The 23,543-nt window shown below is 52.4% G+C and carries 22 protein-coding genes, 1 tRNA gene and 1 pseudogene; 17 read left to right on the forward strand and 7 right to left on the reverse strand.

Features of this window, described 5'->3' with window-relative positions; translation table 11 throughout:
- Window positions 1-50 precede the first annotated feature (50 nt).
- The 3 genes from rsfS (at window position 51) to I6I94_RS00145 (ending at window position 1,502) form a co-directional block, all read left to right on the forward strand.
- Window positions 51-482 carry a ribosome silencing factor gene (rsfS, locus tag I6I94_RS00135; protein WP_006887352.1) on the forward strand — a complete coding sequence of 144 codons (432 nt, stop codon included), beginning with the start codon at window positions 51-53 and terminating at the stop codon, window positions 480-482.
- 134 nt (window positions 483-616) lie between these two features.
- Window positions 617-689, forward strand: a tRNA-Ala gene (locus I6I94_RS00140).
- A 303-nt stretch (window positions 690-992) separates the two neighbouring features.
- Window positions 993-1,502: a GNAT family N-acetyltransferase gene (locus I6I94_RS00145; RefSeq protein ID WP_128087844.1), complete on the forward strand. Its 510-nt coding sequence runs from the start codon at window positions 993-995 to the stop codon at window positions 1,500-1,502.
- Between the two features lie 48 nt (window positions 1,503-1,550).
- Here I6I94_RS00145 and I6I94_RS00150 read toward each other — a convergent pair whose 3' ends face one another.
- On the reverse strand, window positions 1,551-2,333 hold the full coding sequence (locus I6I94_RS00150) for an SDR family NAD(P)-dependent oxidoreductase (protein WP_128087843.1): 783 nt from the start codon (window positions 2,331-2,333) through the stop codon (window positions 1,551-1,553).
- 89 nt (window positions 2,334-2,422) lie between these two features.
- Window positions 2,423-3,040: a TetR/AcrR family transcriptional regulator gene (locus tag I6I94_RS00155; RefSeq protein ID WP_155983669.1), complete on the reverse strand. Its 618-nt coding sequence runs from the start codon at window positions 3,038-3,040 to the stop codon at window positions 2,423-2,425.
- 317 nt (window positions 3,041-3,357) lie between these two features.
- On the opposite strand from I6I94_RS00155, the gene I6I94_RS00160 reads away from it, so the two are divergent.
- Complete coding sequence (locus tag I6I94_RS00160) at window positions 3,358-4,635, forward strand: glutaminase (protein ID WP_201620730.1); 1,278 nt, start codon at window positions 3,358-3,360, stop codon at window positions 4,633-4,635.
- A 149-nt stretch (window positions 4,636-4,784) separates the two neighbouring features.
- Here the strand turns inward: I6I94_RS00160 and I6I94_RS00165 are convergent, their stop codons facing one another.
- Entirely contained in the window at window positions 4,785-5,216 is a 432-nt protein-coding gene (locus tag I6I94_RS00165) for a DUF4190 domain-containing protein (protein WP_006887292.1), read from the reverse strand.
- Window positions 5,217-5,451: 235 nt separating this feature from the next.
- On the opposite strand from I6I94_RS00165, the gene I6I94_RS00170 reads away from it, so the two are divergent.
- Entirely contained in the window at window positions 5,452-6,012 is a 561-nt protein-coding gene (locus I6I94_RS00170) for an excalibur calcium-binding domain-containing protein (protein WP_201620731.1), read from the forward strand.
- Window positions 6,013-6,137: 125 nt separating this feature from the next.
- Complete coding sequence (locus I6I94_RS00175) at window positions 6,138-6,992, forward strand: polysaccharide deacetylase family protein (protein WP_128087840.1); 855 nt, start codon at window positions 6,138-6,140, stop codon at window positions 6,990-6,992.
- Window positions 6,993-7,180: 188 nt separating this feature from the next.
- Here I6I94_RS00175 and I6I94_RS00180 read toward each other — a convergent pair whose 3' ends face one another.
- The gene (locus tag I6I94_RS00180; RefSeq protein WP_023132934.1) at window positions 7,181-8,122 is read right to left on the reverse strand and encodes a polysaccharide deacetylase family protein; all 942 of its coding nucleotides are present in this window, start codon (window positions 8,120-8,122) and stop codon (window positions 7,181-7,183) included.
- A gap of 143 nt (window positions 8,123-8,265) precedes the next feature.
- Between I6I94_RS00180 and I6I94_RS00185 the strand changes: the two genes are divergently transcribed.
- From I6I94_RS00185 to I6I94_RS00225, 9 genes are all read left to right on the forward strand, one after another.
- Window positions 8,266-8,757, forward strand: coding sequence for a hypothetical protein (locus I6I94_RS00185; protein ID WP_023132935.1), 492 nt, complete (start codon window positions 8,266-8,268; stop codon window positions 8,755-8,757).
- Between the two features lie 262 nt (window positions 8,758-9,019).
- Window positions 9,020-10,123, forward strand: coding sequence for an App1 family protein (locus I6I94_RS00190; protein WP_128087839.1), 1,104 nt, complete (start codon window positions 9,020-9,022; stop codon window positions 10,121-10,123).
- 799 nt (window positions 10,124-10,922) lie between these two features.
- The gene (gene nrdH / locus I6I94_RS00195; RefSeq protein ID WP_006887234.1) at window positions 10,923-11,162 is read left to right on the forward strand and encodes a glutaredoxin-like protein NrdH; all 240 of its coding nucleotides are present in this window, start codon (window positions 10,923-10,925) and stop codon (window positions 11,160-11,162) included.
- Between the two features lie 42 nt (window positions 11,163-11,204).
- Window positions 11,205-11,732 carry a class Ib ribonucleoside-diphosphate reductase assembly flavoprotein NrdI gene (gene nrdI, locus I6I94_RS00200; RefSeq protein ID WP_201620732.1) on the forward strand — a complete coding sequence of 176 codons (528 nt, stop codon included), beginning with the start codon at window positions 11,205-11,207 and terminating at the stop codon, window positions 11,730-11,732.
- Window positions 11,705-13,885, forward strand: a complete 2,181-nt coding sequence (nrdE, locus tag I6I94_RS00205) for a class 1b ribonucleoside-diphosphate reductase subunit alpha (RefSeq protein WP_037286575.1) — start codon at window positions 11,705-11,707, stop codon at window positions 13,883-13,885. The genes nrdI and nrdE overlap by 28 nt, the downstream gene beginning before the upstream one ends.
- A 96-nt stretch (window positions 13,886-13,981) precedes the next feature.
- A complete protein-coding gene (locus tag I6I94_RS00210; protein ID WP_037233657.1) occupies window positions 13,982-14,467 on the forward strand; it encodes a DUF2087 domain-containing protein in 486 nt (161 codons plus the stop codon).
- Between the two features lie 142 nt (window positions 14,468-14,609).
- Window positions 14,610-15,587 (forward strand): class 1b ribonucleoside-diphosphate reductase subunit beta, encoded by a 978-nt coding sequence (gene nrdF / locus I6I94_RS00215; RefSeq protein WP_006887238.1) that lies wholly within the window; start codon window positions 14,610-14,612, stop codon window positions 15,585-15,587.
- A 158-nt stretch (window positions 15,588-15,745) separates the two neighbouring features.
- Entirely contained in the window at window positions 15,746-16,306 is a 561-nt protein-coding gene (locus I6I94_RS00220; protein ID WP_236588880.1) for a hypothetical protein, read from the forward strand.
- Window positions 16,307-16,570: 264 nt separating this feature from the next.
- A complete protein-coding gene (locus tag I6I94_RS00225) occupies window positions 16,571-17,098 on the forward strand; it encodes a hypothetical protein (RefSeq protein WP_172425678.1) in 528 nt (175 codons plus the stop codon).
- 1,028 nt (window positions 17,099-18,126) lie between these two features.
- Here I6I94_RS00225 and I6I94_RS11340 read toward each other — a convergent pair.
- Complete coding sequence (locus I6I94_RS11340; RefSeq protein ID WP_231375460.1) at window positions 18,127-18,339, reverse strand: MerR family transcriptional regulator; 213 nt, start codon at window positions 18,337-18,339, stop codon at window positions 18,127-18,129.
- Window positions 18,340-18,369: 30 nt separating this feature from the next.
- A pseudogene (locus tag I6I94_RS11345) lies at window positions 18,370-18,516 on the reverse strand (MerR family DNA-binding transcriptional regulator); the annotation flags it as partial.
- 205 nt (window positions 18,517-18,721) lie between these two features.
- On the opposite strand from I6I94_RS11345, the gene I6I94_RS00235 reads away from it, so the two are divergent.
- On the forward strand, window positions 18,722-19,768 hold the full coding sequence (locus tag I6I94_RS00235) for a zinc-binding dehydrogenase (RefSeq protein WP_006887305.1): 1,047 nt from the start codon (window positions 18,722-18,724) through the stop codon (window positions 19,766-19,768).
- Window positions 19,769-20,021: 253 nt separating this feature from the next.
- Window positions 20,022-21,734 carry a formate--tetrahydrofolate ligase gene (locus tag I6I94_RS00240; protein ID WP_051121962.1) on the forward strand — a complete coding sequence of 571 codons (1,713 nt, stop codon included), beginning with the start codon at window positions 20,022-20,024 and terminating at the stop codon, window positions 21,732-21,734.
- A gap of 875 nt (window positions 21,735-22,609) precedes the next feature.
- Here the strand turns inward: I6I94_RS00240 and I6I94_RS00245 are convergent.
- On the reverse strand, window positions 22,610-23,383 hold the full coding sequence (locus I6I94_RS00245) for an MBL fold metallo-hydrolase (RefSeq protein WP_128087837.1): 774 nt from the start codon (window positions 23,381-23,383) through the stop codon (window positions 22,610-22,612).
- Between the last annotated feature and the right edge of the window lie 160 nt (window positions 23,384-23,543).

A 23,543-nucleotide genomic window follows, 5' to 3' on the forward strand; every position in this document is an offset into this window, starting at 1 on the left:
TGCCCCTTTCTGGGGGTCTCCGCCGGAGACGGCGAATATGAAAGGAAACTATGACCGCAGCACCCGCCTCGATTGAGGCACTGCGTATTGCCGCCCGGGCGGCGGAAGAAAAACAGGGCACAGATCTGTTTGCTGTTGACGCCTCGGACGCTATGGGTCTGATCGACGGGTTCTTGGTGGTTTCAGCTCATAATGAGCGCCTAGTAAACGCTGTAGCTGATGGGATTGAGGATGCTCTTCGGGAGCAGGCTGGGATGAAGCCGGTACGCCGTGAGGGCCGGGCGAGCGGGCGCTGGATCCTTCTTGATTTCGGCGACATTGTGATTCACGTGCAGCATGAGGAAGACCGCGAGTTTTATGCGCTGGATCGTTTATGGTCTCAAGCTCCACGCATTGAGTTGGGTGTTAAAACGGAGACACCTTTCGATATTGCTGGTGAGACTGAGGAAGACGCCGCGCGTATTATCCCAGCTGATAGCTAAACTTCGTTCTTCTCACCTTGGGGTGGGCAGTATTCGCGGGTGGTCTTGCGAATACTGCCCGTGCCGATTTGCATTCGTGCCTCGGGCATGTGTATTATTTTCTTGTTGCCCAAAAGGGTGGCAGAACTAAATAGGGGGATATGGCGCAGCTGGTAGCGCACCTGCATGGCATGCAGGGGGTCAGGGGTTCGAGTCCCCTTATCTCCACAAATCATCACCTGGTTTTATGTGACCAGGTGATTTTTTGTGCCTGTTGTACAGTCCGGCAAATACTCAGAGGCGCCGTACAGTGGAAGCATTGTGACACTTCCAAGGCGGAAGAAGACAGTTTTTCGTCCCTTGAGAGTGAGTGAGAGGCGAGCTGAAAAAGAACATACGCTGCTAACAACTATTGTGCGGCTTTAGGAGAGATCTGGGTGCTAATGGGTGTCGGCGGGACGCTAGACGATGCAGGGTATCTGTCTGTAGAGTGATAGAGCACAAATACTAGGCATAGGGGTGGTGAGGTAAATGGCTGATGCAGTTGAGCGGGCAAGTACACGCCTGGGCTTACACAAGAAAAAACTACGATCGAGCGATATTGATATTCTGCGTGAATCAACTCTGATGAATCTGAACTGGCCGGGGGAGAGGTTCACCATGCAGGATCTTCTCGACACAGCCGAATTTGTGCGGTACATCGTTATGGATGCGCGGCGGGGAGATTATGGTGTGGTTGCCTGCACCTCACAGGGGCAGTGGGTTGGTACTGCAAGGGTTCTCTATTTACCTCAGCAGAATCCTGGATATGGTTTTGTGGCGCCTGGTATCGGTGAGCTGGGCGTGTCCGTGCAGCCTGAGGCGCGCGGTGTTGGGCTGGGGACGGAACTTATCTGTGATGTTGTAGAAATTGCTCGTGTGCGAGGGGACCGGGGTGTTAGTCTCAGTGTTGAAACAGGGAACCCCGCGCGTAAGCTCTACGAAAAGCTGGGATTCGTTGATGCTGGCGGTAGCACTGGAACGATGCTTCTGGAGTTCTAGCCGGTACCTTTAGCGCTTTAGCTAAAGGCACCGGCTAGCGGCCCTGTATTACCGCGTATGTTGGCTGCGTTGGCGCTGGAACGCCTGATCGACTATGGCCATGACGGCACGCTTTGGTACCACACGGGTGACAAACCGTGCCACGACGGCGTTTCCCAGCCCATCTACAAAACTGGGTTTTGTGGTTTTCAGCGCCTGCAGGGTGCTATCTAGCAGCTGGCGAGTGGAACGCATTTTCCCGACCGCGGCGGATTCACCGGCGATTTCAAAGAATGAAGTGTCGGTGGGACCGGGGCAGACCGCGAGCACTCGGATGCCGTCTTTTCGGGTTTCTGCCCAGAGCGCTTCGGTGAAGGACAGCACAAATGCTTTGGTTGCGCCGTACACTGCCATATGGGGCAGCGGTTGAAAAGCCGCAGTCGAAGCAATGTTTATGATGGTTCCGGTTTTGCGTTCACGCATGGCGGGCAGGTAGCGTGCCGTCAGCCCTGTTAGCGTGAGGCAGTTGAGACGTACTTCTTGCTCCAGACGGTCGGGATTATCATCAGCAACATCACCGTGGGTTCCGAACCCTGCATTATTGACAAGCACATCAATCTCTAACCTGGCGCGGTTCGTTTCTTCCCAGAGCCGTTGAGCTGCATCCGGTTCAGACAGATCAAGTGCAATGACGGTGACTTGAATACCGTGCTGGCCACGAAGCGTATCAGCGAGAGTATTCAGCTTGTCTTCGCTGCGAGCAACAAGCACAAGGTCGTGTTTTTCTGCGGCGTAATGGTGCGCGAATTCTTCGCCGATACCTGAAGAAGCGCCAGTAATGAGGGTCGCCATACAGTACTCCATATCATCAGTTTTTTGGACTAGGACAAAAGTTCGTCTGAACAGACGAAAGGTTTCGGAAGGCAGGGGAGAAGGATGGATTAACGCCTCTGCAGCCCTTCTATAAGCATTGTGTTTAAGGCGTGAGCTTGGCGTCTGAACTTCTCGGTGTCTCCTTGGGCTAAAGCATCGTTAGAAGTTTTGAGGCCGTCGAAGGAACCAACGAGGATTGCGGCGGCATCCTGGCTTGATAATTCTGTGTGGAATATCTGCTGTGCCTTGCCGCGTTCAATAATGTCGGCCACCACATCAACCCAGCTTTGAAGGGGGCTAATGAGGTCTTCAGGCGGTTCCTTAGAACGCACTTGGTCGGCGAGACGAACAATGTTCCAGTCGGTTTTTCCCTGCGACACCAGAGTAATCAGAAGGTTACTGAGCGCCTCTAGTTGCTCTAGCGGGTTATCGTGTTGAGCTATTTCCTGGATCCCCTGTTCAAGCCAGTGCCGTTTGTGGTCTTCAATGACGGCGTACGCCAAATCGCTTTTGGAACGGAAATGGAAATAGAGGGCGCCTTTGGTGAGTCCGGTGGCCTGAATAATGTCGTCTAACCGGGTTTCAGAATAGCCGCGTTGTGCAAAGACTTGGGCGGCAACTTCTAGGATATGTTCCCGGGTGAGCTGGCCCTTGGACTTGGAATTTGCTGTTTTATCTGCTGCCATAATGACAATATAAAACCGACTATTCGGTATGTCAAGGGTCGGGTGGAAGAATTTCTTGGCCCGCACACCAGGGACAGAAAAACATGGTGTATTCTCATCCGGCAAAGACGCAAAACCGTCTATGCATGGATTCATGCTGCTGCCTCACGGCTGTATACAAGCACATATTTGGAGTATTGAAGGCGGAAAAGCTACACTTCAAGAGGCTCAACGTTCGGGCAGATATTTTGTCATGACAAGGATGCGTGTACTCTGCAGTCTGGCTCCCGAACCAACCGCGTACGAAAGTAACGACCCGCCTATCAGGAGAAACTGTTATGCGTTCCCCTATACCAAGCTACCTCGACGATGTGCTCGCCACCGTGGCCTCAGATAAAACGGGGGAACTCGCAAACTATATTCCTGAGCTGGCGGGAGTAAACCCTGATCGACTCGGGGCATCTATCGCAATGGTTGACGGGGAACTTTACGGCGCCGGAGACGTCAATGAAGTGTTTACTATCCAGTCTATTTCTAAGCCTTTCGTGTATGCCCTAGCTCTAGCTGATCGTGGATTTGATAAGGTACTGGCGAAAGTGGGTGTTGAACCTTCCGGGGAGCCTTTTAACGAGATATCTCTTGAGGACGAGTCGGGACGTCCGCTGAACCCCATGATTAATGCTGGGGCTATCACCACCCACTCGCTGGTGGGAGCCGAAAATATAAGTCCAGAGAAGCGGATGGAACGGGTAATTGAAGGGCTCTCAGCATTTGCCGGGCGCCCCCTTCAGATTGATGAGGCGGTGTATTCCTCAGAGATAGAACATGCGCACCGTAACCTCGCTATTGCGCATATGCTCCGTAGCCACGACATCCTCACCGAGAACCCCGCCAAGGTGGTGGAAGGGTACACGCGTCAGTGTTCACTTGAAGTAACTGTAAAAGACCTGGCGATGATGGCAGCTACTCTGGCGAATTATGGGGAACAGCCTCTTACCGGTGAGCAGGTGGTACCTAAAACGGTAGTGCGTCAGGTGTTGAGCGTAATGTTCACCTGCGGCATGTACAACGCCGCTGGCGACTGGGCAACACAGGTGGGTATTCCCGCCAAAAGCGGTGTGGGCGGAGGAATCATTGGTGCTGTGCCGGGGCAGCTGGGGGTGGCAACATTCTCGCCTCGCCTTGATATACATGGCAATAGTGTCCGCGGCGTGTCGCTATTTGAGCGGTTTTCTTCAGACATGGGTATGCATGTGATGAACATTCCCACCGTTGCCCGTTCGGCAATACGCGCTAACTACCGTGTAGGAGTTGGCGCCGAGACGGTTCAGGTTATTCAGCTTCAAGGCAGGATCCGGTTCGCGGGTGCTGAGCGTGTTATCCGCGAAATTGTGGACACCGAATACACGGGGACGAAAATAGCTTTGGATGTTACGCGAGTCTATTCCGTGGACGATGTTGCCCAGCATATGCTTCTGGAAATTATGCGTAGACTCACAATTGACGGGTACACCGTCTATCTAATTGACCAGGACGACACCCTCCCGGATGTTGAAGCACTTCGCAAAATGCAGGTTGCGGTGTTGGAGAGCGTTGATGAGATAGGGCTTGTGTAAGGTTGATGATTGGCTTATCACCTTACAGGGCAGCGAATAAACAACGTGTATCTCGGCGCTCCCGTAACGCGAAACGCAAGTGAGATATTAAATACAATAAAGGCTCGGTATGACAGTTTTTACCGAGCCTTTATACATAAATATGAGAACTACATGTCCATGGCATAGCCCATATAATGGCAGACTTTCTGCCCGTTCTCCACGGTGTAGGTGCCCTTGCCGGAGGTGCATCCATCTATCACCTGCTGCTCGGTGTAGTAGTTGGAAATAAGCGCTAAGATCACTATTCCAACACTGGCGATAATCGCTAGGGACGCAAAGATAATGGCGCCGATCGCCATGCCAGCGCCTTCGGCTTCACCCTTTTTTACCTGTCCAAGGGCGATACCGGCAAATACGATCGCGAAAATTGCGGGTACAAAACCAATCACCAGAATGCCCGTGAAGAAAGCGATCAGTGAGAGCACTAAGGCGGTAATGGCAGCCCACTTTTTCTTCGGAATTTCTTCAAGAATCTGCGGTTCTAAAGGCTGTGTGTAGGCAGAATACGCCTCGGTGAGAGGCACAGTTTTATTGGACATAGGAATCCTTAAGTTATTTGAGACTTTGAGTGATAAGTGCATGAACCGTCGATGGCTCTGCATCTATTCTAAAGCATTCAGAAACCTTAAAATCTTGCTCCCAGTAAAGAATAAATATGCACTAGAGCTAGGGGCAGAGAGGTTCTCCCGCACCTGGTGGTTTCGTATAGACTTAGGGGTGAGCAATGACAGCTCAGCACTTACTCACTCACTCAGTCAATGAGGATAATTCCATATGAAAAATCAAGTTATTGCGGTAGCGCTTCTCGGTACCGTATTTCTTGCTGGGTGTTCCAGCAACGCAGGCAATATTCGCAAAGAACAAACGCCATCTTCAGTATCTGCTTCGTCATCGGCACGCAGTACATCTGCCAGCCCCTCGCCTACAGAGTCGCCGAGTCCTTCACCTTCGGAAACTCCTAGCCCCACCGCCTCGCCCACACCCGAACCTGTTAAAACCCCGGAGGCGGTAACACCTGTGGCCGAGCCCACCCCCGAAGTCCCGGCACCTGAGCCAGAGCAGAAACCGGTGCCTGCCGAAGAAACTCAGCCAGCAACAGAAGCCCCAGCACCTGCTCGGCAAACTCCGGTACAGCAGGAACCTGTGCAACAGAAACCTGTTGTGGTTGAGACTCCCGCAAATACCGGAGTGTACTACAAGAACTGTGACGAAGTCCGTGCAGCTGGCGCGGCACCTATCCATAAAGGCCAGCCTGGATACGCTGCTCACCTGGACCGTGATGGAGACGGCGTGGCCTGCGAACCCTACAAAGGAAAAGGTAATAAGAGGAAATAGTTTTCTTCCTGCCTTCTGCCTCTCACTCAACTCATTCAGCTTAAACACCCCGCCATCACCCTTCTCTGTTGCATTGGTGCGCAGGCCTTCGGTGCATGGCGATGCCTCGAAAGACTAAACCCCCTATGTGCAATACCTCATCACCCCGCACTATTACTGAATCTGCGCAGCCTGGTGTGCCCCGCAGGGCATTCGTGCTCGGCACTCTTGTACCACTTTTGGCAGGGTGCAGTTTCGGCGCGCAGAACACTGTAGATAATGCCGCTAATTCCCAGGGACAAACTCCACCTGTGCCCGTGAATGGGAAAACCTCCTCCGGCAGCCCTACTGCCTCTGTCTCTGCGAACCCTGGTCCCACCCCGTACCCCTGGGACGGTCCGCAAGTTGGGCTGCCCGGTGACGGTAAATACATCGCTTGGACCGTTGATGATGGTAAAAGCCCCGAAGTGGTGCGCGCCTATGCAGATTTTGCGGCGAAAACAGGCACCCGCCTCACCTTTTTCATTAACGGCTCTTATGATTCGTTCGAGCAGAACCTTGACGTGTTGGCGCCCCTAGTGACATCGGGGCAGATCCAAATCGGCAACCACACATGGTCACATGCAGCTCTCACCGATCTTGACGATGCGGGAATCATTGAGGAGCTTGAGAAGAACGACCGGGAGATTGAACGCCTCTTTGGAATGTCTTCAAAGCCCTACTTCCGCCCACCCTACGGGTACTACGATCGGCGGGTATTGGATGCCGCTGCGCGTGCCGGGTTTGACCGGCCCACCCTATGGTACGGTTCACTGGCTGACTCTTCCCCTATTACATCTGAAGAGATCTATAAATATGCCAGTACATATGCGAACCCGCAAACTATTCTTATTGGGCATCTGAACTATACGGGTGTTATTGCGGTACTCGACAAAATTAAAGCGTTATTGGATGAACGCGGGTTAGTCACTGTTACTCTCCGCGACTATTACGGGGGATAAACACCAGAGGATAAACCAACACTTGGGTACTTTGCGGGATTCAGGAGGAGAAGACATCCGCTCAATGATGCCATGATGAACCCTTGAGCCCATGCAGTGCGGGGCGGGAGACCCTTCCCCGCACTGCCGCTGCTGCGAGTTATCAGCAGCCGGTTTGGCCGCCGTAGCTTTGCTGAGGCTCACCGTTCTTATTTTTTCTCTTTCTCCTTCTGCTTCTTTTTCTCTTCTTCTTTCTTCTTTTCTTCGGCTTCAGCGTCGCGGACAATTTTTAGTTCTTCTTCCGAGGCTTCACCGTAGTAGTCGCGTAAGGTAACTGTTACCAGTCCACGTTCATCAAGAAGCTCTTTAATACGTTCCAGCAGGGAAATAATAGTGGTGTAGTTAAGATGCCCCAACATAATTCGTTGCGGCTTCATATACTTCTTAGTACGTTTGAGCACCACGCGTTGGGTGGTTTGCCCCTCATCACCTGTGGTACCTTCCCACAGTACCGGCCGTGAAAACCCCGCTTTTGCGGCTATTTTCAGCACCCGGTCGTCATAGTACCCGTAGGGTGGACGAAAATACGGTTTTGAGGACACCCCAAAAAGCCGCATGATTTCTTCCTCATTGCGCACGAACTCTTCTTTCACCTGTTTATCATCAAGATTCAGCAGGTTAGGGTGGTTATAGGTGTGGTTTGCGATCTGAATTTGTCCTGATTTCACCAGCGGCAAAAGGACATCAAGGTTCTGCTCAAAAGAAGTGTAGGAGGCATTAATGAAAAAGGTGAGGCGGGTGCCTGTTTTCGCCGCGAACTCGGCGTAAGCCCGCACAGTTTCGGGGTTAGCGCCGTCATCCACTGTCCACGCCACATAGTGCCCTTCACCAGCTAGACGGTACTGGATATCTTTCCATGGGTGGGGTTTAGCGATTGGGTTTTTTGACACCGGCGGCTCTGCAGGTTCGGGGGAGTCCACGGCAGCAGTTGGTGAAGCATCGTCGCTATGGGGCGTGCCTGTGGGGGCTGCGATAAACCTCGTTTCGGCGGCATTCTCTACGGTATTCTTGGAGGAGCATCCCGCTATGAGCGGGATAATAGAGCCCACTACAAACGTGCGGCGTGAGAATAACGAGTTGTGAATGGTCATACTTCTAAGCATAGCCCGTATACTCCCTCAGCTAAGATTCTCAACAGGGTGAGAAAGCTCCCCCGTGTGTGCCCTCATCCACGCGGTTTTGTGCTTGTGTGTCACCAACCGGTTGATAGTGATTTGGCTGATACTATGGGGGCATGGCTAAGAAAATCGTATTGCTCGCGGCTACGGCCGTGCTATTAGCCGGGTGTTCCGCAGAAGTTGCTCCCGGCCTTACCTTCACCCCCGCCCAAGATTACGGAAACCGTGGGGACATTACTGTCTCAGCTGAGGTGCTTAGTGGTAACGAACATAATGGTTTCCACGCCAAAGCGGGTAAGGTTCGCTTTTTCCAGGATGGTATTGAGGTGAACTCTGCTGAGCAGAAACTCACCGAGAAAACCGGGTACTACCGCGTAGGCGCCTCTAATAGTCACGAGCTAGCCGGTAAAACTATCTCGGTGGCCGTCTACGCCGATGATCCTCAAGACACTGTTAAATGCGCTATTAAGGTAACAGGCGAAGACCACCCGGTGCACCACTCGGAACAGGCCGAAGGGAAAGGCTCGGCCTACTGCCAGGTGAAGCTCAGCTCAGGACCCTATCAGCTACCTGCTGGTGCCTCGGGCGAGTCAAAGCATTCACATTAGGGCTCCCGGTTAACTAACGCGTAGCCCACAGCGTTGTGTATACACCACCGATTCTTTAAAGCCTGCGCACACACAAAAACCGCACACACTATAGATACTGAACAGCTGCCGCTCGTATCCTGCGCAACCGCTTGTGCAGGATACGAGCGCGGCTGTTTTCTGCCCATTTGGAGACATCCGAGCGCCCAATATTATAGTGACGCGACCATATAATCTTCCCCAAATAAGAAAAATGGGGTGTCTATATGGAACACTAATACGTATGGAAAATCTGGGTACCCACGAATTACGCACCATGGTAACCGAGGCCGCCGATGAGGCAGTCAACATTGGTTACCGGGTGGGCGACACCCTGCATCGGTGGCGTGAACGCCGCGCTATCGCCCAAGGCCAAGAGCCTATTATTGTCCCGTCAGAGGGGTACGGGCGGGTAGCCACCGGCGCCAAGAACGGGTGGGTGCGTATACTGGCACGTGCCCTGTATAAAACTGAGGCGTTTGAGAAACTGCTTTATGTGGTTGAGGGTACTCAAGATACGGACAACCCCATGCGCGGGTGGCGTGCCTTCACATCCATTGCCATGTCTGATGCTCCCGTAACCATTATTATCGCGGGAAGAACTTATGAGGTTCGCACCGATAGAGGCGGTGTCCTTGACGTTAAGCTTGATATTGACCTGCCAGCGGGGCTTCATGAAGTTATTATGTATGTTCCTGGTTCCCGTGCTGCTGTCACCAGTGTCTACATTGTGCCTGCTGAGCAGAAGATCGGCGTAATTGCTGACGTTGATGATACAGTCATGGTTACTATGCTTCCGCGTCCGCTTGTAGCGGCATGGAACTCGTTCGTGATTGATGAACACGCACGTATTCCTACCCCCGGCATGGCTGTGCTTATGGACCGGATTCGGGCTGCGCACCCTCAGGCCCCTTTTATGTATCTGTCTACTGGTGCCTGGAATATCACCCCAACGCTGCGTCGTTTTCTGACCCGTAACGGGTATCCGCGCGGCACGTTCTTGCTCACTGACTGGGGGCCTACGCCAGATCGCTGGTTCCGTTCCGGCACCCAACATAAGGTACAGTCCTTACGAAGGTTGGCGCACGAGTTCCCCGAGATGCAGTGGATCCTCATCGGTGATGACGGCCAGCGCGACCCGGATATATACAACGGGTTTGCAGTGCGGTACCCCCAGAATGTTGCGGCTATTATGATTCGTAACCTAACGGTGGGGGAGACGGTGCTGGCCTCAGGGCGAGTATGGGGTGATAAGCGGGCGCAACAGATGACCCAGTCGCCGCTGTGGATGGAAGCAAATGACGGTGATACGCTCAGCTGCAAACTGCGCCAACGCGGCCTGCTCTAAAGCGTACGGCGTATAGGGGCGGCCTGGTACCCACCCTGGCGGGAAATCACTCTTGTAGAGACCTCTTGTAACGGCAGGAAACAGTACCAATAATGAGCCTCTAAAGGTCTCAAAAGTTATGGAACTACATGTTTTTTCGGCGCGAAAAATGGCATATTTGGGTTTAAGTTGTTTTTAAGTTGCTTAACCAACTGTACGGGGTGCTATGTCAGCACCGGAGGACAGTAAAAATTTTATGAAATCTTTATATGTGTAGTTAAACCACTGGTACGGACCTCAAAACGAGCATTCAACTCGGAGAATATCGCCCGTTATTCCCCGTAAAATCGCGGAAGTGCGGGAGTGCTGGAAAAATCAAGCATTACAACTGATGTAAATCTCACATACCCCGGTAAAATCACGACGCACGGCAGATTAGAGGCGAAAACGGTATGGGGATTCCCAGACTGACAGTAAACCCCACCATGTGGATAACCTGAAAGTATCCGTGCAACGGCGCGGGAAGGCTTATTGGCCAGGGTGTGGATAAGCTGTGGGGGCACTGCGAAGAACGTGCGCTCCTGTGGGTTTTTCGAACATGAAAAAATTGATGCACCACATCATCTTGGGGTTAAAAAAATTTCTAACACTACATGTAGTATTAATACTCGGTTCGGGTGATAATCTGAATCGGCGTCAACGCTCCCTCAATACGAGAGCGATACGGGGCGCCCACCCCGCCTTTCGGGGCACAAGTAACCACACAACTCATTCAGCAATAATGCTCCCGCCGCTTGCGGGGCCGACAAGGAGAATTTCAATGGTAGTGACCGTGTACACCAAGCCCCAGTGCGTTCAGTGCAACATGACCTACCGGGCCCTCGACGCCAAAGGCATCAACTACCACAAGGTAGATATCACCGAAGACGACCGAGCATTAGCAAAAGTTAAGTCCCTCGGGTACATGCAGGCTCCCGTTGTGATTGCCGGTGAAGACCACTGGTCTGGCTTTCAGCCCGATAGGATCAACGCTCTAGCCGATATCGCGGTTTCCGCGTAATAAGCAGCCACCCCTGCGGCGGCACAATCCAAGGAGAAGAAAGTGACAACCCCTCTCGCTCAGAAACCCACCGACGAGAACGCAGAGATCCGAGAGTACATCTTGGGTGCCCGCGATGCCGTCGAGGGTCGAGCGACCACACCGGTAGGGGATGAGGCCCCACTGGTGGTTTACTTCTCTTCCATCTCTGGAAACACCCACAAATTTGTTGAAAAACTTCATGCCCGTACCCAGCGCCTGCCGTTACGGACCGGTGAAGACACGCTCGTCGTCCAGGAACCGTATGTGCTGTGCGTACCCACCTACGGTAAACCGGAAGGTGCGGGGAACGTGCCTCCGCAGGTGGTGAAATTCCTGAACGTTGAAGAAAACCGCCGCAACATGGTGGGTGTTATCGGAGCAGGCAATACCAACTTCGGGCCTCTCTTTGGCATCGCAGCAGATATCGTATCCGCAAAGTGCGATGTGCCGGTGCTCTTCAAATTCGAGCTCATGGGAACCCCCTCAGACGTAGACAAAGTGAACGAAGGATTGGAAGAATGTTGGAAGCAAAACTTCCCTCAGCGCTAGAAACTCTCGGCGCTTCTCACGCTGGTAAGACCACCCCCGAAAAATTTCAGGGGATGAGCTACCACGAGCTGAACGCTCTGCTGAACCTGTACGACGAAAACGGCAAGATCCAGTTTGACGCAGACCGTCAGGCGGCACGCCAGTACTTCCTGCAGCACGTCAACAACAACACCGTATTCTTCCACGACCTTGAAGAGAAGATCGAGTACCTGATCGAGAACCAGTACTACGAGCCGGAGCTCTTCGAGAAGTACAGCTTCGACTTCGTCAAGAATCTGTTCAAACGTGCCTACGCCGTGAAGTTCCGGTTCCCCACTTTCTTGGGAGCCTTCAAGTTCTACACTTCCTACGCTCTGAAAACCTTCGATGGGCAGCGCTACCTAGAGCGTTTTGAGGACCGCGTATGCATGGTTGCGCTGCTGCTGGCGGAAGGCAACGAGACACTGGCGGAGGAAATCGTAGACGAGATTATCTCGGGGCGTTTCCAGCCTGCCACGCCCACGTTCCTCAACGCTGGAAAGAAACAGCGCGGTGAGCTGGTCTCCTGCTTCCTGCTTCGCATCGAAGACAATATGGAATCTATCGGACGTTCCATTAACTCGGCGTTGCAGCTCTCAAAACGCGGTGGCGGGGTGGCGTTCGCTCTGACGAACCTACGTGAATCCGGTGCACCCATTAAGAAAATTGAGAACCAGTCCTCCGGTGTCATCCCCGTTATGAAGCTTCTTGAGGATGCTTTCTCCTACGCGAACCAGCTGGGCGCGCGGCAGGGGGCGGGGGCCGTGTACTTGCACGCACACCACCCCGACATTTACTCGTTCCTTGACACCAAACGCGAAAATGCTGATGAGAAGATCCGCATTAAAACCCTCTCACTGGGTGTGGTGATCCCCGATATCACCTTCAAACTCGCCAAAGAGAACAAAGATATGTACCTGTTCTCACCGTACGATGTGGAACGCATCTACGGGGTTCCTTTCTCGGATATTAATGTGAGCGAAAAATACCAGGAAATGGTGGATGACTCGCGGATCCGTAAAACCAAGATTAATGCGCGCGAGTTCTTCCAGACCATCGCTGAGGTGCAGTTCGAATCCGGCTACCCATACATTATGTTTGAGGACACCGTGAACCGGGCTAACCCGATTGACGGCAAGGTTATTATGAGTAACCTCTGCTCCGAGATTCTTCAGGTGTCAAAGCCCTCGAAATACCACGATGACCTTGGGTATGCGGAAACGGGGAAGGATATCTCATGCAACCTCGGTTCGCTCAATATTGCTATGACTATGGACGGCGATAACCTCGGAAAAACTGTTGAAACGGCAATCCGTTCGCTCACCTCCGTCTCAGATCAGTCGGATATCCGTTCCGTCCCCTCCATTGAACGCGGTAACGACATGAGCCACGCGGTCGGGCTGGGGCAGATGAACCTGCACGGCTACTTGGCGCGTGAACATGTGCATTACGGTTCCGAAGAGGCACTGGATTTCACCAATATCTACTTTTACACGGTGGCCTATCATGCAATCCGCGCCTCCATGGAAATTGCTAAAGAACGTGGCGTGACATTTGAAGGGTTCGAGAACTCAAAGTATGCCAGCGGTGAGTTCTTCGCCAAGTACATTGAGAAAGAATGGGAGCCGCAAACGGAACGTGTTCGTGAACTGTTTGCCAAGCACCACATTCCCACCCGCGAGGACTGGATTCAGCTGGCAGCCGATGTAGCTCAGTACGGTATGTACAACCAGAACCTGCAGGCTGTTCCGCCCACCGGGTCTATCTCGTACATTAACGGTTCGACCTCCTCAATCCATCCGATCGCCTCCAAGATTGAGATTCGTAAGGAAGGTAAGCTGGGGCGTGTCTACTACCCGGCACCCTTCATGACGAACGAGAATCTTGACTACTATAAGGACGCGTACGAGATCGGGTTCGAGAAGATTATCGACACCTACGCTGTGGCCACTCAGCATGTGGATCAGGGTCTGTCGCTAACCTTGTTCTTCCGTGACACCGCAACAACCCGCGACATTAACCGCGCTCAGATTTATGCTTGGCGCAAGGGAATCAAGACCATCTACTATATCCGCCTGCGGCAGATGGCTCTTGAAGGTACCGAAGTTGAGGGCTGCGTATCCTGCATGCTGTAATGCAGCGAAACTCACCCGCATCGTGTTTCGGGGTGTGAGAAGACAGAATCTTCTTACACCCCGAAGCTCACCAGACACGTAAGGATAACAACCCAGGTGCAACAGAACCTCACTCCAATAATCGCCGCACTCGCTAACTCTGACTGTCAGCGCATGTATGCCCAGATTGTTCTGGGGCAAGCACCCGAGTCGCCGAATCGGCGTGAGCGTAAACTGATCGACCGTCTAAAAACGGTTGGGCTTGTCACGGAAGACCCTGCGGGCTCCCTTATCCTGACGGATGTATTCACCGAATACTTACTGGCGGGTAAACACGAACGGGGCCAAGAAACTGTGGGGGTGCAGCGGTTCCTTGTTAAAGGACGGGTGCAGAGGTGGCCATCCCGTGCGGAGGATAAGGATGCCCTTCTGCGGTGGATTATCACCGAAAGTATTGCAGAATCCGAGCGGCTTGCAGAGTCTGAACTGAATGACCGCATACGACGGTACACCGAAGATCCGGCTTTGGTGCGTCGCTACGGGGTAGATTTTGGGATGCTGCGACGGGACCCAGCCACACAGATCTACTACCTCAGTCAGTAGCTATCTTAAGCTTTACGGAACCAGTTGGCGCGCTCATAACGGTAGTAGCTGGGAGCGAGAAACTAGTGAGCGCAGGAACTGTGTCAGAATAGAAAAACATGAGACGCCCCTAAGGCATTGATCCGCTATAGGAGAAACAAATATGAGCGAAAAGGTACACCTCGTTGACCACCCAATTGAGGCTATTAACTGGAACCGTTTAGAGGACGAGAAAGACCTTGAGGTCTGGGACCGCCTCACCGGTAATTTCTGGTTACCTGAGAAGGTGCCGTTGAGCAACGACGTACCCACGTGGAAGACTCTGACCGCGGAAGAGAAAGAGCTGACCATGCGGGTCTTTACCGGTCTGACGTTGTTGGACACCATTCAGGGTACTGTGGGTGCTGTCTCTCTGCTTCCCGATGCCGTTACTGCGCACGAAGAGGCCGTATACACCAATATTGCTTTCATGGAGTCAGTGCACGCAAAGTCGTACTCCTCCATTTTCTCGACCCTGTGCTCCACTAAGGAAATTGATGAGGCATTCCGCTGGGCCTCTGAGAACGAATACCTACAGAAGAAGGCAAAGATTATCCTCGCCTACTATATCGGCGATGACCCGCTTAAGAAGAAGGTCGCTTCCACACTTTTGGAGTCTTTCCTGTTCTACTCTGGGTTCTACCTTCCCATGTACTGGTCGGCGCATGCCAAGCTGACTAACACCGCTGACCTGATCCGTCTGATTATTCGTGATGAGGCTGTTCATGGTTACTACATTGGGTACAAGTTCCAGCGTGGACTGGCAAAGGAAACCCCGGAGCGTCAGGCAGAGCTGAAGGAATACACCTTCAACCTGCTGTACGAGCTGTATGAGAACGAGGTGGCTTATACCCACTCGCTCTATGACGGGGTAGGCTGGAGCGAGGATGTGAAGAAGTTCCTGCACTACAACGCCAATAAGGCTCTGATGAACCTGGGGTATGAGGCCATGTTCCCGGCCTCGGTAACGAATGTTTCCCCTGCTATCCTTTCGGCGTTGTCGCCCAATGCCGATGAGAATCATGACTTCTTCTCAGGCTCCGGTTCATCCTACGTGATCGGCAAAGCTGTGAATACCGAAGACGAAGACTGGGACTTCTAAAGCCGCAGCGTTATTTAAATAACTATGCACGTGTAAAAGCGAGCGGGGCATTTCCCTGCTCGCTTTTACCATACTCACAGGATTTAAACCTTCAAATTAAGGTTTAGGAATATGTACTGTTAAAGTGCAAGTTATTTCGAGCGAAGGAGTTGATGCTCATGTTAAGGACCCGTCCCTCATCTGCCCGCCGTGCTGCCCTTCTTGGTGTGAGTACGGTAGTACTTGCGCTGGGTTCATCTGCTCTTGCAGTTCCTGGAGCATCGGCAGTAGACTCTTCGGCAAGTTCATCGTCCTCGGCAAGTGCTTCTGCTTCAGCGGATGCCTCTTCATCTGCTTCGTCTTCGGTACCTTCGAAAGATAATGGCTCTCCGAATGAGGGCGCCGAAGCTAAGCATGACGAGAATTTTAAGTTCTTGGAGTACGAGAACATCATCGACTGGACTGATTACAAGGTGACCGGCGAACACGAAATCACTTTTACCACCCTCACGGGTACCCCTAGGTGCTACGACGTCCGTGCGGAGGTTGTTGAGAAGGATGGCGTGATGAACGTTGCTCTAGTAGAGGGCACCATTCCTGGCGCACCCGATGCCTGCACCGCAGAGGCGCGCATTGCGAAGGCTAAGGTAAAGACGAAGGCTAAGGCTTCCACGCTTAAGGTGCAGCAGCTGCCTGAATCCATGGTGCGCCTCAATAAAGGAGCTATCCAAGGTGCTTAGGGGATTATGAGGAAACTGCCCTCAACTGTAGAGTCGGTTTTCTTGCTGTCTCTAAACAGTAGACCGTGGTGATTCCATCTTTGACTGATGGGACACCACGGTCTCCTTTAATAGCTGTGGATGAAAATAATATCGCAGCAGCAGGGTAGGGGACGGGAGGCTCAGCACCTTACTGAACATTTCTAATCTTTATCCCTTCACTTTAAGGTTGAGAAAATATTAGTCTTAGAGGAAGAGTTTTATACCCTGAAGGAGCTGATACTCATGTTGAAGACCCGCCCCTCATCTGCCCGCCGCACTGCTCTTCTTGGTGTGAGTGCGGTAGTGCTTGCGCTGGGATCATCTGCTCTTGCAGTTCCCGGGGCATCGGCAGCGACTCCTTCGGCCAGTCCGTCGTCCCAGGTGCCTTCGCAGGATGGGACCTCGTCAACTTCAAATAACTCACCGGTTGTGAGTGGCGAAGCTAAGCATGACGAGAATTTTAAGTTTATGCAGGATGAGCGTATTGCTAACTGGATCGAGTATCGGGTGACTGGTGAACATGAAATTACGTTCACTGTTATTACCGGAACCCCTAGCTGCTACGACGTCCGCGCGGAGGTCGTAGAAAAGAACGGTACGTTGAAGGTCGCACTGGTGGAAGGGACTATCCTTGGTGCTCCTGATGGGTGTACTGAGGAAGCGCTCTACAAGGATGTAAAGGTCAAGACTAAGGCTAAGGCATCTACGCTCAAGGTGCAGCAGCTGCCCAAGTCGCAAGTGCATCTTAATAAGAAGATTACTCCTGCGTAAGGGCCTGAGCTGCAAAGCTCATTAAGGTAGGGGGAGTAAGTCGTAGGGCTGGCTCCTCTCCGCCTTTTATGCGCAGGCCGTGGCATCCAATCGTTGAGAGGCGGGGTGCCACGGTCTTCTTGATGCCTGCGGATAAAACGAAAAAATAATAGTGCTTCGGAAGCAGCAATATGGCAGGTTCTTATGAGCGTTAAACGTTCTCAGGGAACATGCGGCACATTCCCAGTATTTAACTCTTCACTTTAAGGTTAGGGAAATAATAATCTAAAACTGAAAATTTTCCATCCTGAAGGAGCTGATGCCCATGCCACAATCTCGTACTTCCTCCATCCGCTACGCTAGTCGAATCGGGATCGGTGCCCTGACTTTAGCATTAGGGTCCGCTGCATTGACCGCTCCCGCCGCCTCCGCAACTTCAGGGGACACAGCAACGGTAACGGCGCAGCCTAGTGCTTCTGCAAGTACCGATGCTTCCACCGCCACTTCTTCACCGGCGATACAATCCTTTACCCCTATCCCCGTTGTCCCTCTGCCGCATACAGGCGATAGCGACGATGACTCCACGCGGTTGTATAACGGGCATATCGTTAAATGGAGTGGCTATCATATAACCGGTGACCACGAAATTACTTTCGATGCTCAAGTTAACTCTTGCACGAGCCTGCACGCTAAAACTATTGAAGAAAATGGTGTGCTAAAAGTTGCCCTCATTGGCAGTAACCCTACCAGGCACACTGCATGCATCGCAGTTATGCGTCAGGAGCATGTGAAAGTTAAGACCACGGCAAACGCCAACACACTGCGGGTTCAGCCTCTTCACGTCTTGGCTGTATACAACGGTGGGGGAGGTGGTAATACACCCCACTAGTTTATCGATATACCTGTGCCCAGTACGTACGGTGAACAGTTAGGGGCGATACCCATATGCTCCGTATAGCGTGGCTGTTTGATGCACAGTAGAGAAATATCGGGGCTCTCCTTCACAATGGTGAGCCCCGATATCTTTGCGGAAGCTAATGTTGCATAGGCTATTGGGGACAGATGCGGGACTCATCGTTACTTTCGATCAGCTCCTGATAGAACATAATTTTCCGGTGCACAAAATCAACCCGTTGCTGTGCTTCAATAAGCTGCTGCTGGGCAATACGCGCATACTGCTCCACAATGCGCAACCGTTCGGGAGCTGTCTTACTTCCTTGACGCCCTAAATCTACATACGTCTTCACATCTGCAATGCTCATACCGCATTTACGTAGGCAATGGATAGTTTCGAACCAACCGATGCATTCATCGGTAAAAACACGGTTTCCTTTCTCGTCCCTCTGCAAGGTGGGAATGAGGCCCTGGTCGGTGTAATAGCGTACCGTGTGGGGGCTTAGATTTACTCGTTCAGAAACCTCTTTGACCGTGTAGCTCATTCCTTCATTATTTCACGGACCTGCTGAATATAAGGGCCTGCAGCATCCCGTGCCTTTGCATGATACAGGTATGGTTCGCATTTAGAATGTGTTTTATATCGGGTTTGAAGGTTTAAGCTTGCCCTAGAGCAGCTCGAAGGACGTAGTCTTGTACAGCAATCAATAATAAACCGCTAAAACTAGCCGAGAGTGAGTAGTACAGCTAATGCGTTCAGTCATTATGGAAGAACCCGGTAAGGTCGTCGTAGAAGACCGCCCCATGCCCACCCTCCTAGAGTCCACGGATGCCGTTATTAAACTTGCCGCATCCTGCATTTGCGGTTCTGACCTGTGGCCCTATCGTGGCGCGCAGCCTGAGCCTGTAGACCATCAGCAGATGGGTCATGAATATATCGGTGAGGTTATCGAAGTTGGCGACGATGTTAAGACCGTCAAGCCTGGTGACTTTGTCGTTGGTTCTTTCTGCATCTCATGCGGTGAGTGTGCAACCTGCCGGGATGGTTACCCTTCACGGTGCCTTAAGGCCATTGCTGCAGGCGATGGTTTCATTGGTATGCGCTCGAACGGTACCCAGGCGGAATACGCCCGTATTCCTTTCGCAGACGGCACTTTGATTAAGACTCCCGCATACCCTACCGCAGAGCAGATTCCTCATCTGATGGCGGCATCCGATGTGCTGGGGACTGGCTGGTATGCAGCCGACGCCGCCAAGGCCGGCCCGGGTAAGGCTATTGTTGTAGTTGGCGATGGTGCCGTTGGTTTGGGCGCAGTTATTGGTGCTAAGCAGCTGGGCGCTGAGAAGATCATCATGATGTCTCGCAACCCCAAGCGCCAAGAGCTGGCTAAGCAGTTCGGTGCAACCCACGTGGTGGAAGAACGCGGTGAAGAAGGTATCGCCAAGGTTCTAGAGCTTACTGACGGGGTGGGAGCGCACGGCGTGGTGGAGGCTGTTGGTACTCAGCAGGCCTTTGACCAAGCCCTCGGATGCGTACGCCACGGCGGCTACATCGGTTTCGTAGGCGTGCCCCACGACAGCTCGATCGGTACCGATGTGCTCTTCGACAAACAGGTTCATCTTGAAGGAGGCCCCGCGCCGGTTCGTAAATACCTGCCGACCCTGATTGACCTGATTTACAAGGGTGAGATTGAACCCGGTAAGGTCTTCGATCTAGTATTGCCCATCGACGAAGCCCCCAAGGGCTATGAGGCAATGGATCAGCGTACCGCGACCAAGGTGCTGCTGACGATGTAGCCCCTGCATATAATCCTTTACAGTGTGTTCGGGCAGGCACTCAATGCAATATGTTGTTCCCCAGAAGGTGAGCTGACTTTAGCTCAGTTTCTGGGGAACAGTTTGTGTACCTCTTGGAATCCTCCTGGGATTGATGCGGTTTTTGACCAGAGTAATGTGTTGTAGCTTCACAGATAAGAGTCATAATGGGTGACAATCCGTGAGCTAAAGCATAAAATGGGAAAGGAACTGTTGGCTACAACTGCAAAGGACGATGATGACCAAGCCTTTCCCTTCCGACCTTGAAATTGCTCAGGCAGCTACCCTTGAGCCGATCACCGAAATCGCCGCCGAAAACGGGATTAGTGCGGATCGTCTGGAACCCTACGGCAAGTATGTTGCGAAGGTTCTTCTGGACGAAACCACTAACGCGGAGACCGCACGTAAGCGCGGCTCCAAATACATTGTTGTAACCGCTGTGACCCCCACCCCGCTCGGTGAAGGTAAAACCGCTACTTCCGTATCACTGGCTCAGGGCTTCGCACAGACCGGACGTAAGGCGATGCTCACCCTGCGTCAGCCCGCCATGGGCCCCACCTTCGGTATTAAGGGTGGTGCAGCTGGCGGTGGCTACTCTCAGATCGTGCCCATGGAGAAGCTGAACCTGCACCTGACCGGCGACTTCCACGCTGTTACCGCAGCCCACAACTTGCTTGCCGCAATGATCGACAACCACCTGCACCAGGGGAACGACCTACGTATTGACCCGCGCGCTATCGAATGGCGCCGGGTCATTGACATTAATGACCGCTCCCTGCGGAACGTTGTAGTCGGGTTGGGTGAACGTATTGACGGCGTACCCCGCCAGACCGGGTTCGATATTACCAGCGCCTCCGAAATCATGGTGATTCTCTCCCTGGCAACCTCATTCAAGGATCTGCGTGAGCGCCTGGCGAAGATCGTTGTGGGCCTGAACTATGACGGTGAGGCTGTTACCGCCGCCGATTTGAAGGCTGACGGTGCCCTGGCAGTCATTCTGGCTGATGCCATTAACCCGAACCTGCTGCAGACTCTTGAGCACACTCCGGCGCTTATCCATGCGGGCCCCTTCGGTAATATCGCTACCGGTAACTCATCAATCGTGGCGGACTATGTTGGTCTCGAATATTCGGATTACGTGATTACTGAGGCAGGCTTCGGCGCTGATATGGGCGCAGAGCGTCTCTTTAACGTTAAATGCCGTATCTCCGGGCTGAAGCCTGATGCAGCGGTTCTGGTTGTAACGGTGCGTGCCTTGAAGTCGCACTCCGGGCTGTACAAGATTGTTCCCGGTAAGCCTCTTCCCGACGGCATGCTGCAGGAAAGCCCCTCAGATGTTGAGGCAGGGGCTGCAAACCTGAAGAAGCACATTGAGATTGTGCGTAACTTTGGTGTGCAGCCTGTGGTCGCTATTAACGCGTTCCCCACCGACTTCGACTCCGAGCATGAGGCTATTCGCCGTATCGCTGAAGAAGCAGGTGCCCGTGTGGCTATTCACCGTGGCGTTGCCGAAGGCGGTAAGGGCACTGTCGATTTGGCGAATGTGGTTGCTGAGGCATGTGATGATGTTTCGGAGCTGAAGTTCACCTATGACCTTGAGGACTCGCTGGAAACGAAGCTGGAGAAGGTCGCTACCAAGGTGTACGGTGCTGACGGTATTTCGATTGCTCCCGCCGCCGCTAAGCAGCTTAAGCGTTTCGCTGATTTGGGCTACGGTAACCTGCCCGTGGTGATTGCCAAGACCCACCTGTCTATCTCTTCAGATGCTTCTCTGAAGGGCGCACCCACCGGCTGGACTTTGCCGGTGCGTGAGGTTCGTTTGGCAGCTGGTGCCGGTTACGTGTACGCAATTTGCGGTACGATGCGCACCATGCCTGGGTTGAGCAAGAGCCCCGCAGCTGAGCGCATTGGATTCGATGAAAACGGTACGATGGTTGGTCTCTCCTAAGAGGCAGTAGCAGCAGCGTACGTGCTGGTGAGCCCCGCATCTGGGTCAGAATATGACCCCAGATGCGGGGCTCAGTCTATAAAACTACATACGTGTAGTTTTCAGATGAGGTTTTTTGAAATGTTCCCCACAGGAAAAAATAGCTGTTTTCGGGGGAATAAATGGGTGTCAAAAGAGAATGTGTATCGATTGGCTGAGGCATGTATTGACTAGGGGATTTGGGGCGCAGATTCAGATGCTCTGGTAGACCCCTAAAAACAGACCAATTGTAACCGTGCGGCACCTTAAATTTGCTGATTTTCAGGTTGTCGGATCGGAATTTTTAAAGGTTGTGTTTAGCTTGATAAAAATACAGGCAATTTAGACTGCTGGTTCAAAAACCGCGATATACCGGGCGTTTCCGGGGGATGGTGACCTGGAAAGAGGTGGTTCCAAATCTTGAAGGAATCACAATAGGCCGTCGAACAAGGCGAATACACGCCAAAAAAATTTACATGATTTAGGTCACTAAAAAATCGCCAATAATCAAATTGGTACTTAAAAAACCTTGTTGTGGACAGGGTGAATATAACGAAACGGTTACAAACTCTGTCTATGGGTCATGAGCCTGCCAATCGGGGCAAAACACCCCAAAAAAAGCGCCCAAAATTCATATACACTTATGTCATCAGGTAATCGTAGGTTTTGAATAGATCTTTGGATTGCTTGTGTTTGAGCTGAGTGATAGATGTGTTCTACGCATCGAGAAACGACCACGCTAAGGTAGCGTGGTCGTTTCTTTTTGTGTTCGGTAGGAGTGCAATGATGCACAATAGAGAAGAACTTAGGCATTAGACTCTAATCGCGCACTACGCAACAGATTATCTGCCAACTTCCTACCAGCCCCGTTCGCCCCATTCCTCCAGATGAGGGCGTTCCTCCCCAAGAGTCGTGGAACGTCCATGACCAGGAAGCACAGTCGTGTCGTCATCAAAAGCGCCGAAAAGTTTCTCCAGGACGTTTGTGAAAAGCTCGCCAAACTGCTGCCGAGAATCCGTCTTGCCAACACCACCTGGAAAAAGTGCGTCCCCGGTAAATAAGAGCGTGGCGGGCGAACCATCTTCCCACACGCTTTCAAGAACATACACAATCGACCCAGGGGTGTGCCCAGGAACTGAGATAGTCCGAACCACAGTATCACTGCCATAAAAATCGAATGTCTCACCACCCATTAGCGACTCTTCCACCTCAAAGCCTTCTAGCTCGTGAATCGCTTCAATGTCCTCCGCGCCAGCTGAGGTGATGGCTCCAGTGAACTTCTCAAGACCGTTAATCGCTCGAATATGGTCCCAATGCCCGTGGGTTACTACAATGCTCGTTACGCCAATCGCACGTTGCCGCACCGCCTCAAAATCGGCCTCAGACTCTATGACGCGCACGCGATGATCCTGCGCATCAGTCAGCTCGAGATGAGGGCAGTCATGTAGCAGTGCGTCTAGGGTAAACGCATAGAGAGCTTCGGCGTCATCTGCGGGGTCTATGAGCAGTTGTTCACCGGAGTGGCGCATCGTCAGCAGGTAGACGCTATTGTCCATCTCAGAAACGCTCAATGCGCGGACCGTGAATTCAGGATTCTCAAACAGCAGTGTGGATTCGGGATAAGTACTCATACTTTTAAGTGTAGGGGAGGTACGTGTAAAGTACTGAGGGCTCTTGAGCTTGGGGTGGACACGGTACATACCTGCGAACGTATGAGTTTCTCACAGGCTCTTCCGCCCGTATCGAAATACCCCGTGACCAGGACAAAGGCTGATAGAATATTATTTCGAT

It is taken from the genome of Rothia aeria (assembly GCF_016726365.1).
GTDB classification, from domain to species: Bacteria; Actinomycetota; Actinomycetes; order Actinomycetales; family Micrococcaceae; genus Rothia; species Rothia aeria.

What these genes read in the sequence shown, in the direction of transcription:
- I6I94_RS00220 (WP_236588880.1), top strand. Translation starts at nt 15,746, where the DNA reads ATGTTAAGGACCCGTCCCTCATCTGCCCGCCGTGCTGCCCTTCTTGGT.
- I6I94_RS11340 (WP_231375460.1), bottom strand. Translation starts at nt 18,339, where the DNA reads ATGAGCATTGCAGATGTGAAGACGTATGTAGATTTAGGGCGTCAAGGA.
- I6I94_RS00190 (WP_128087839.1), top strand. Translation starts at nt 9,020, where the DNA reads ATGGAAAATCTGGGTACCCACGAATTACGCACCATGGTAACCGAGGCC.
- nrdF (WP_006887238.1), top strand. Translation starts at nt 14,610, where the DNA reads ATGAGCGAAAAGGTACACCTCGTTGACCACCCAATTGAGGCTATTAAC.
- I6I94_RS00180 (WP_023132934.1), bottom strand. Translation starts at nt 8,122, where the DNA reads ATGACCATTCACAACTCGTTATTCTCACGCCGCACGTTTGTAGTGGGC.
- I6I94_RS00170 (WP_201620731.1), top strand. Translation starts at nt 5,452, where the DNA reads ATGAAAAATCAAGTTATTGCGGTAGCGCTTCTCGGTACCGTATTTCTT.
- I6I94_RS00245 (WP_128087837.1), bottom strand. Translation starts at nt 23,383, where the DNA reads ATGAGTACTTATCCCGAATCCACACTGCTGTTTGAGAATCCTGAATTC.
- I6I94_RS00175 (WP_128087840.1), top strand. Translation starts at nt 6,138, where the DNA reads ATGTGCAATACCTCATCACCCCGCACTATTACTGAATCTGCGCAGCCT.
- I6I94_RS00145 (WP_128087844.1), top strand. Translation starts at nt 993, where the DNA reads ATGGCTGATGCAGTTGAGCGGGCAAGTACACGCCTGGGCTTACACAAG.
- I6I94_RS00225 (WP_172425678.1), top strand. Translation starts at nt 16,571, where the DNA reads ATGTTGAAGACCCGCCCCTCATCTGCCCGCCGCACTGCTCTTCTTGGT.
- rsfS (WP_006887352.1), top strand. Translation starts at nt 51, where the DNA reads ATGACCGCAGCACCCGCCTCGATTGAGGCACTGCGTATTGCCGCCCGG.
- nrdH (WP_006887234.1), top strand. Translation starts at nt 10,923, where the DNA reads ATGGTAGTGACCGTGTACACCAAGCCCCAGTGCGTTCAGTGCAACATG.
- I6I94_RS00155 (WP_155983669.1), bottom strand. Translation starts at nt 3,040, where the DNA reads ATGGCAGCAGATAAAACAGCAAATTCCAAGTCCAAGGGCCAGCTCACC.
- I6I94_RS00240 (WP_051121962.1), top strand. Translation starts at nt 20,022, where the DNA reads ATGATGACCAAGCCTTTCCCTTCCGACCTTGAAATTGCTCAGGCAGCT.
- I6I94_RS00150 (WP_128087843.1), bottom strand. Translation starts at nt 2,333, where the DNA reads ATGGCGACCCTCATTACTGGCGCTTCTTCAGGTATCGGCGAAGAATTC.
- I6I94_RS00235 (WP_006887305.1), top strand. Translation starts at nt 18,722, where the DNA reads ATGCGTTCAGTCATTATGGAAGAACCCGGTAAGGTCGTCGTAGAAGAC.
- I6I94_RS00185 (WP_023132935.1), top strand. Translation starts at nt 8,266, where the DNA reads ATGGCTAAGAAAATCGTATTGCTCGCGGCTACGGCCGTGCTATTAGCC.
- I6I94_RS00165 (WP_006887292.1), bottom strand. Translation starts at nt 5,216, where the DNA reads ATGTCCAATAAAACTGTGCCTCTCACCGAGGCGTATTCTGCCTACACA.
- I6I94_RS00160 (WP_201620730.1), top strand. Translation starts at nt 3,358, where the DNA reads ATGCGTTCCCCTATACCAAGCTACCTCGACGATGTGCTCGCCACCGTG.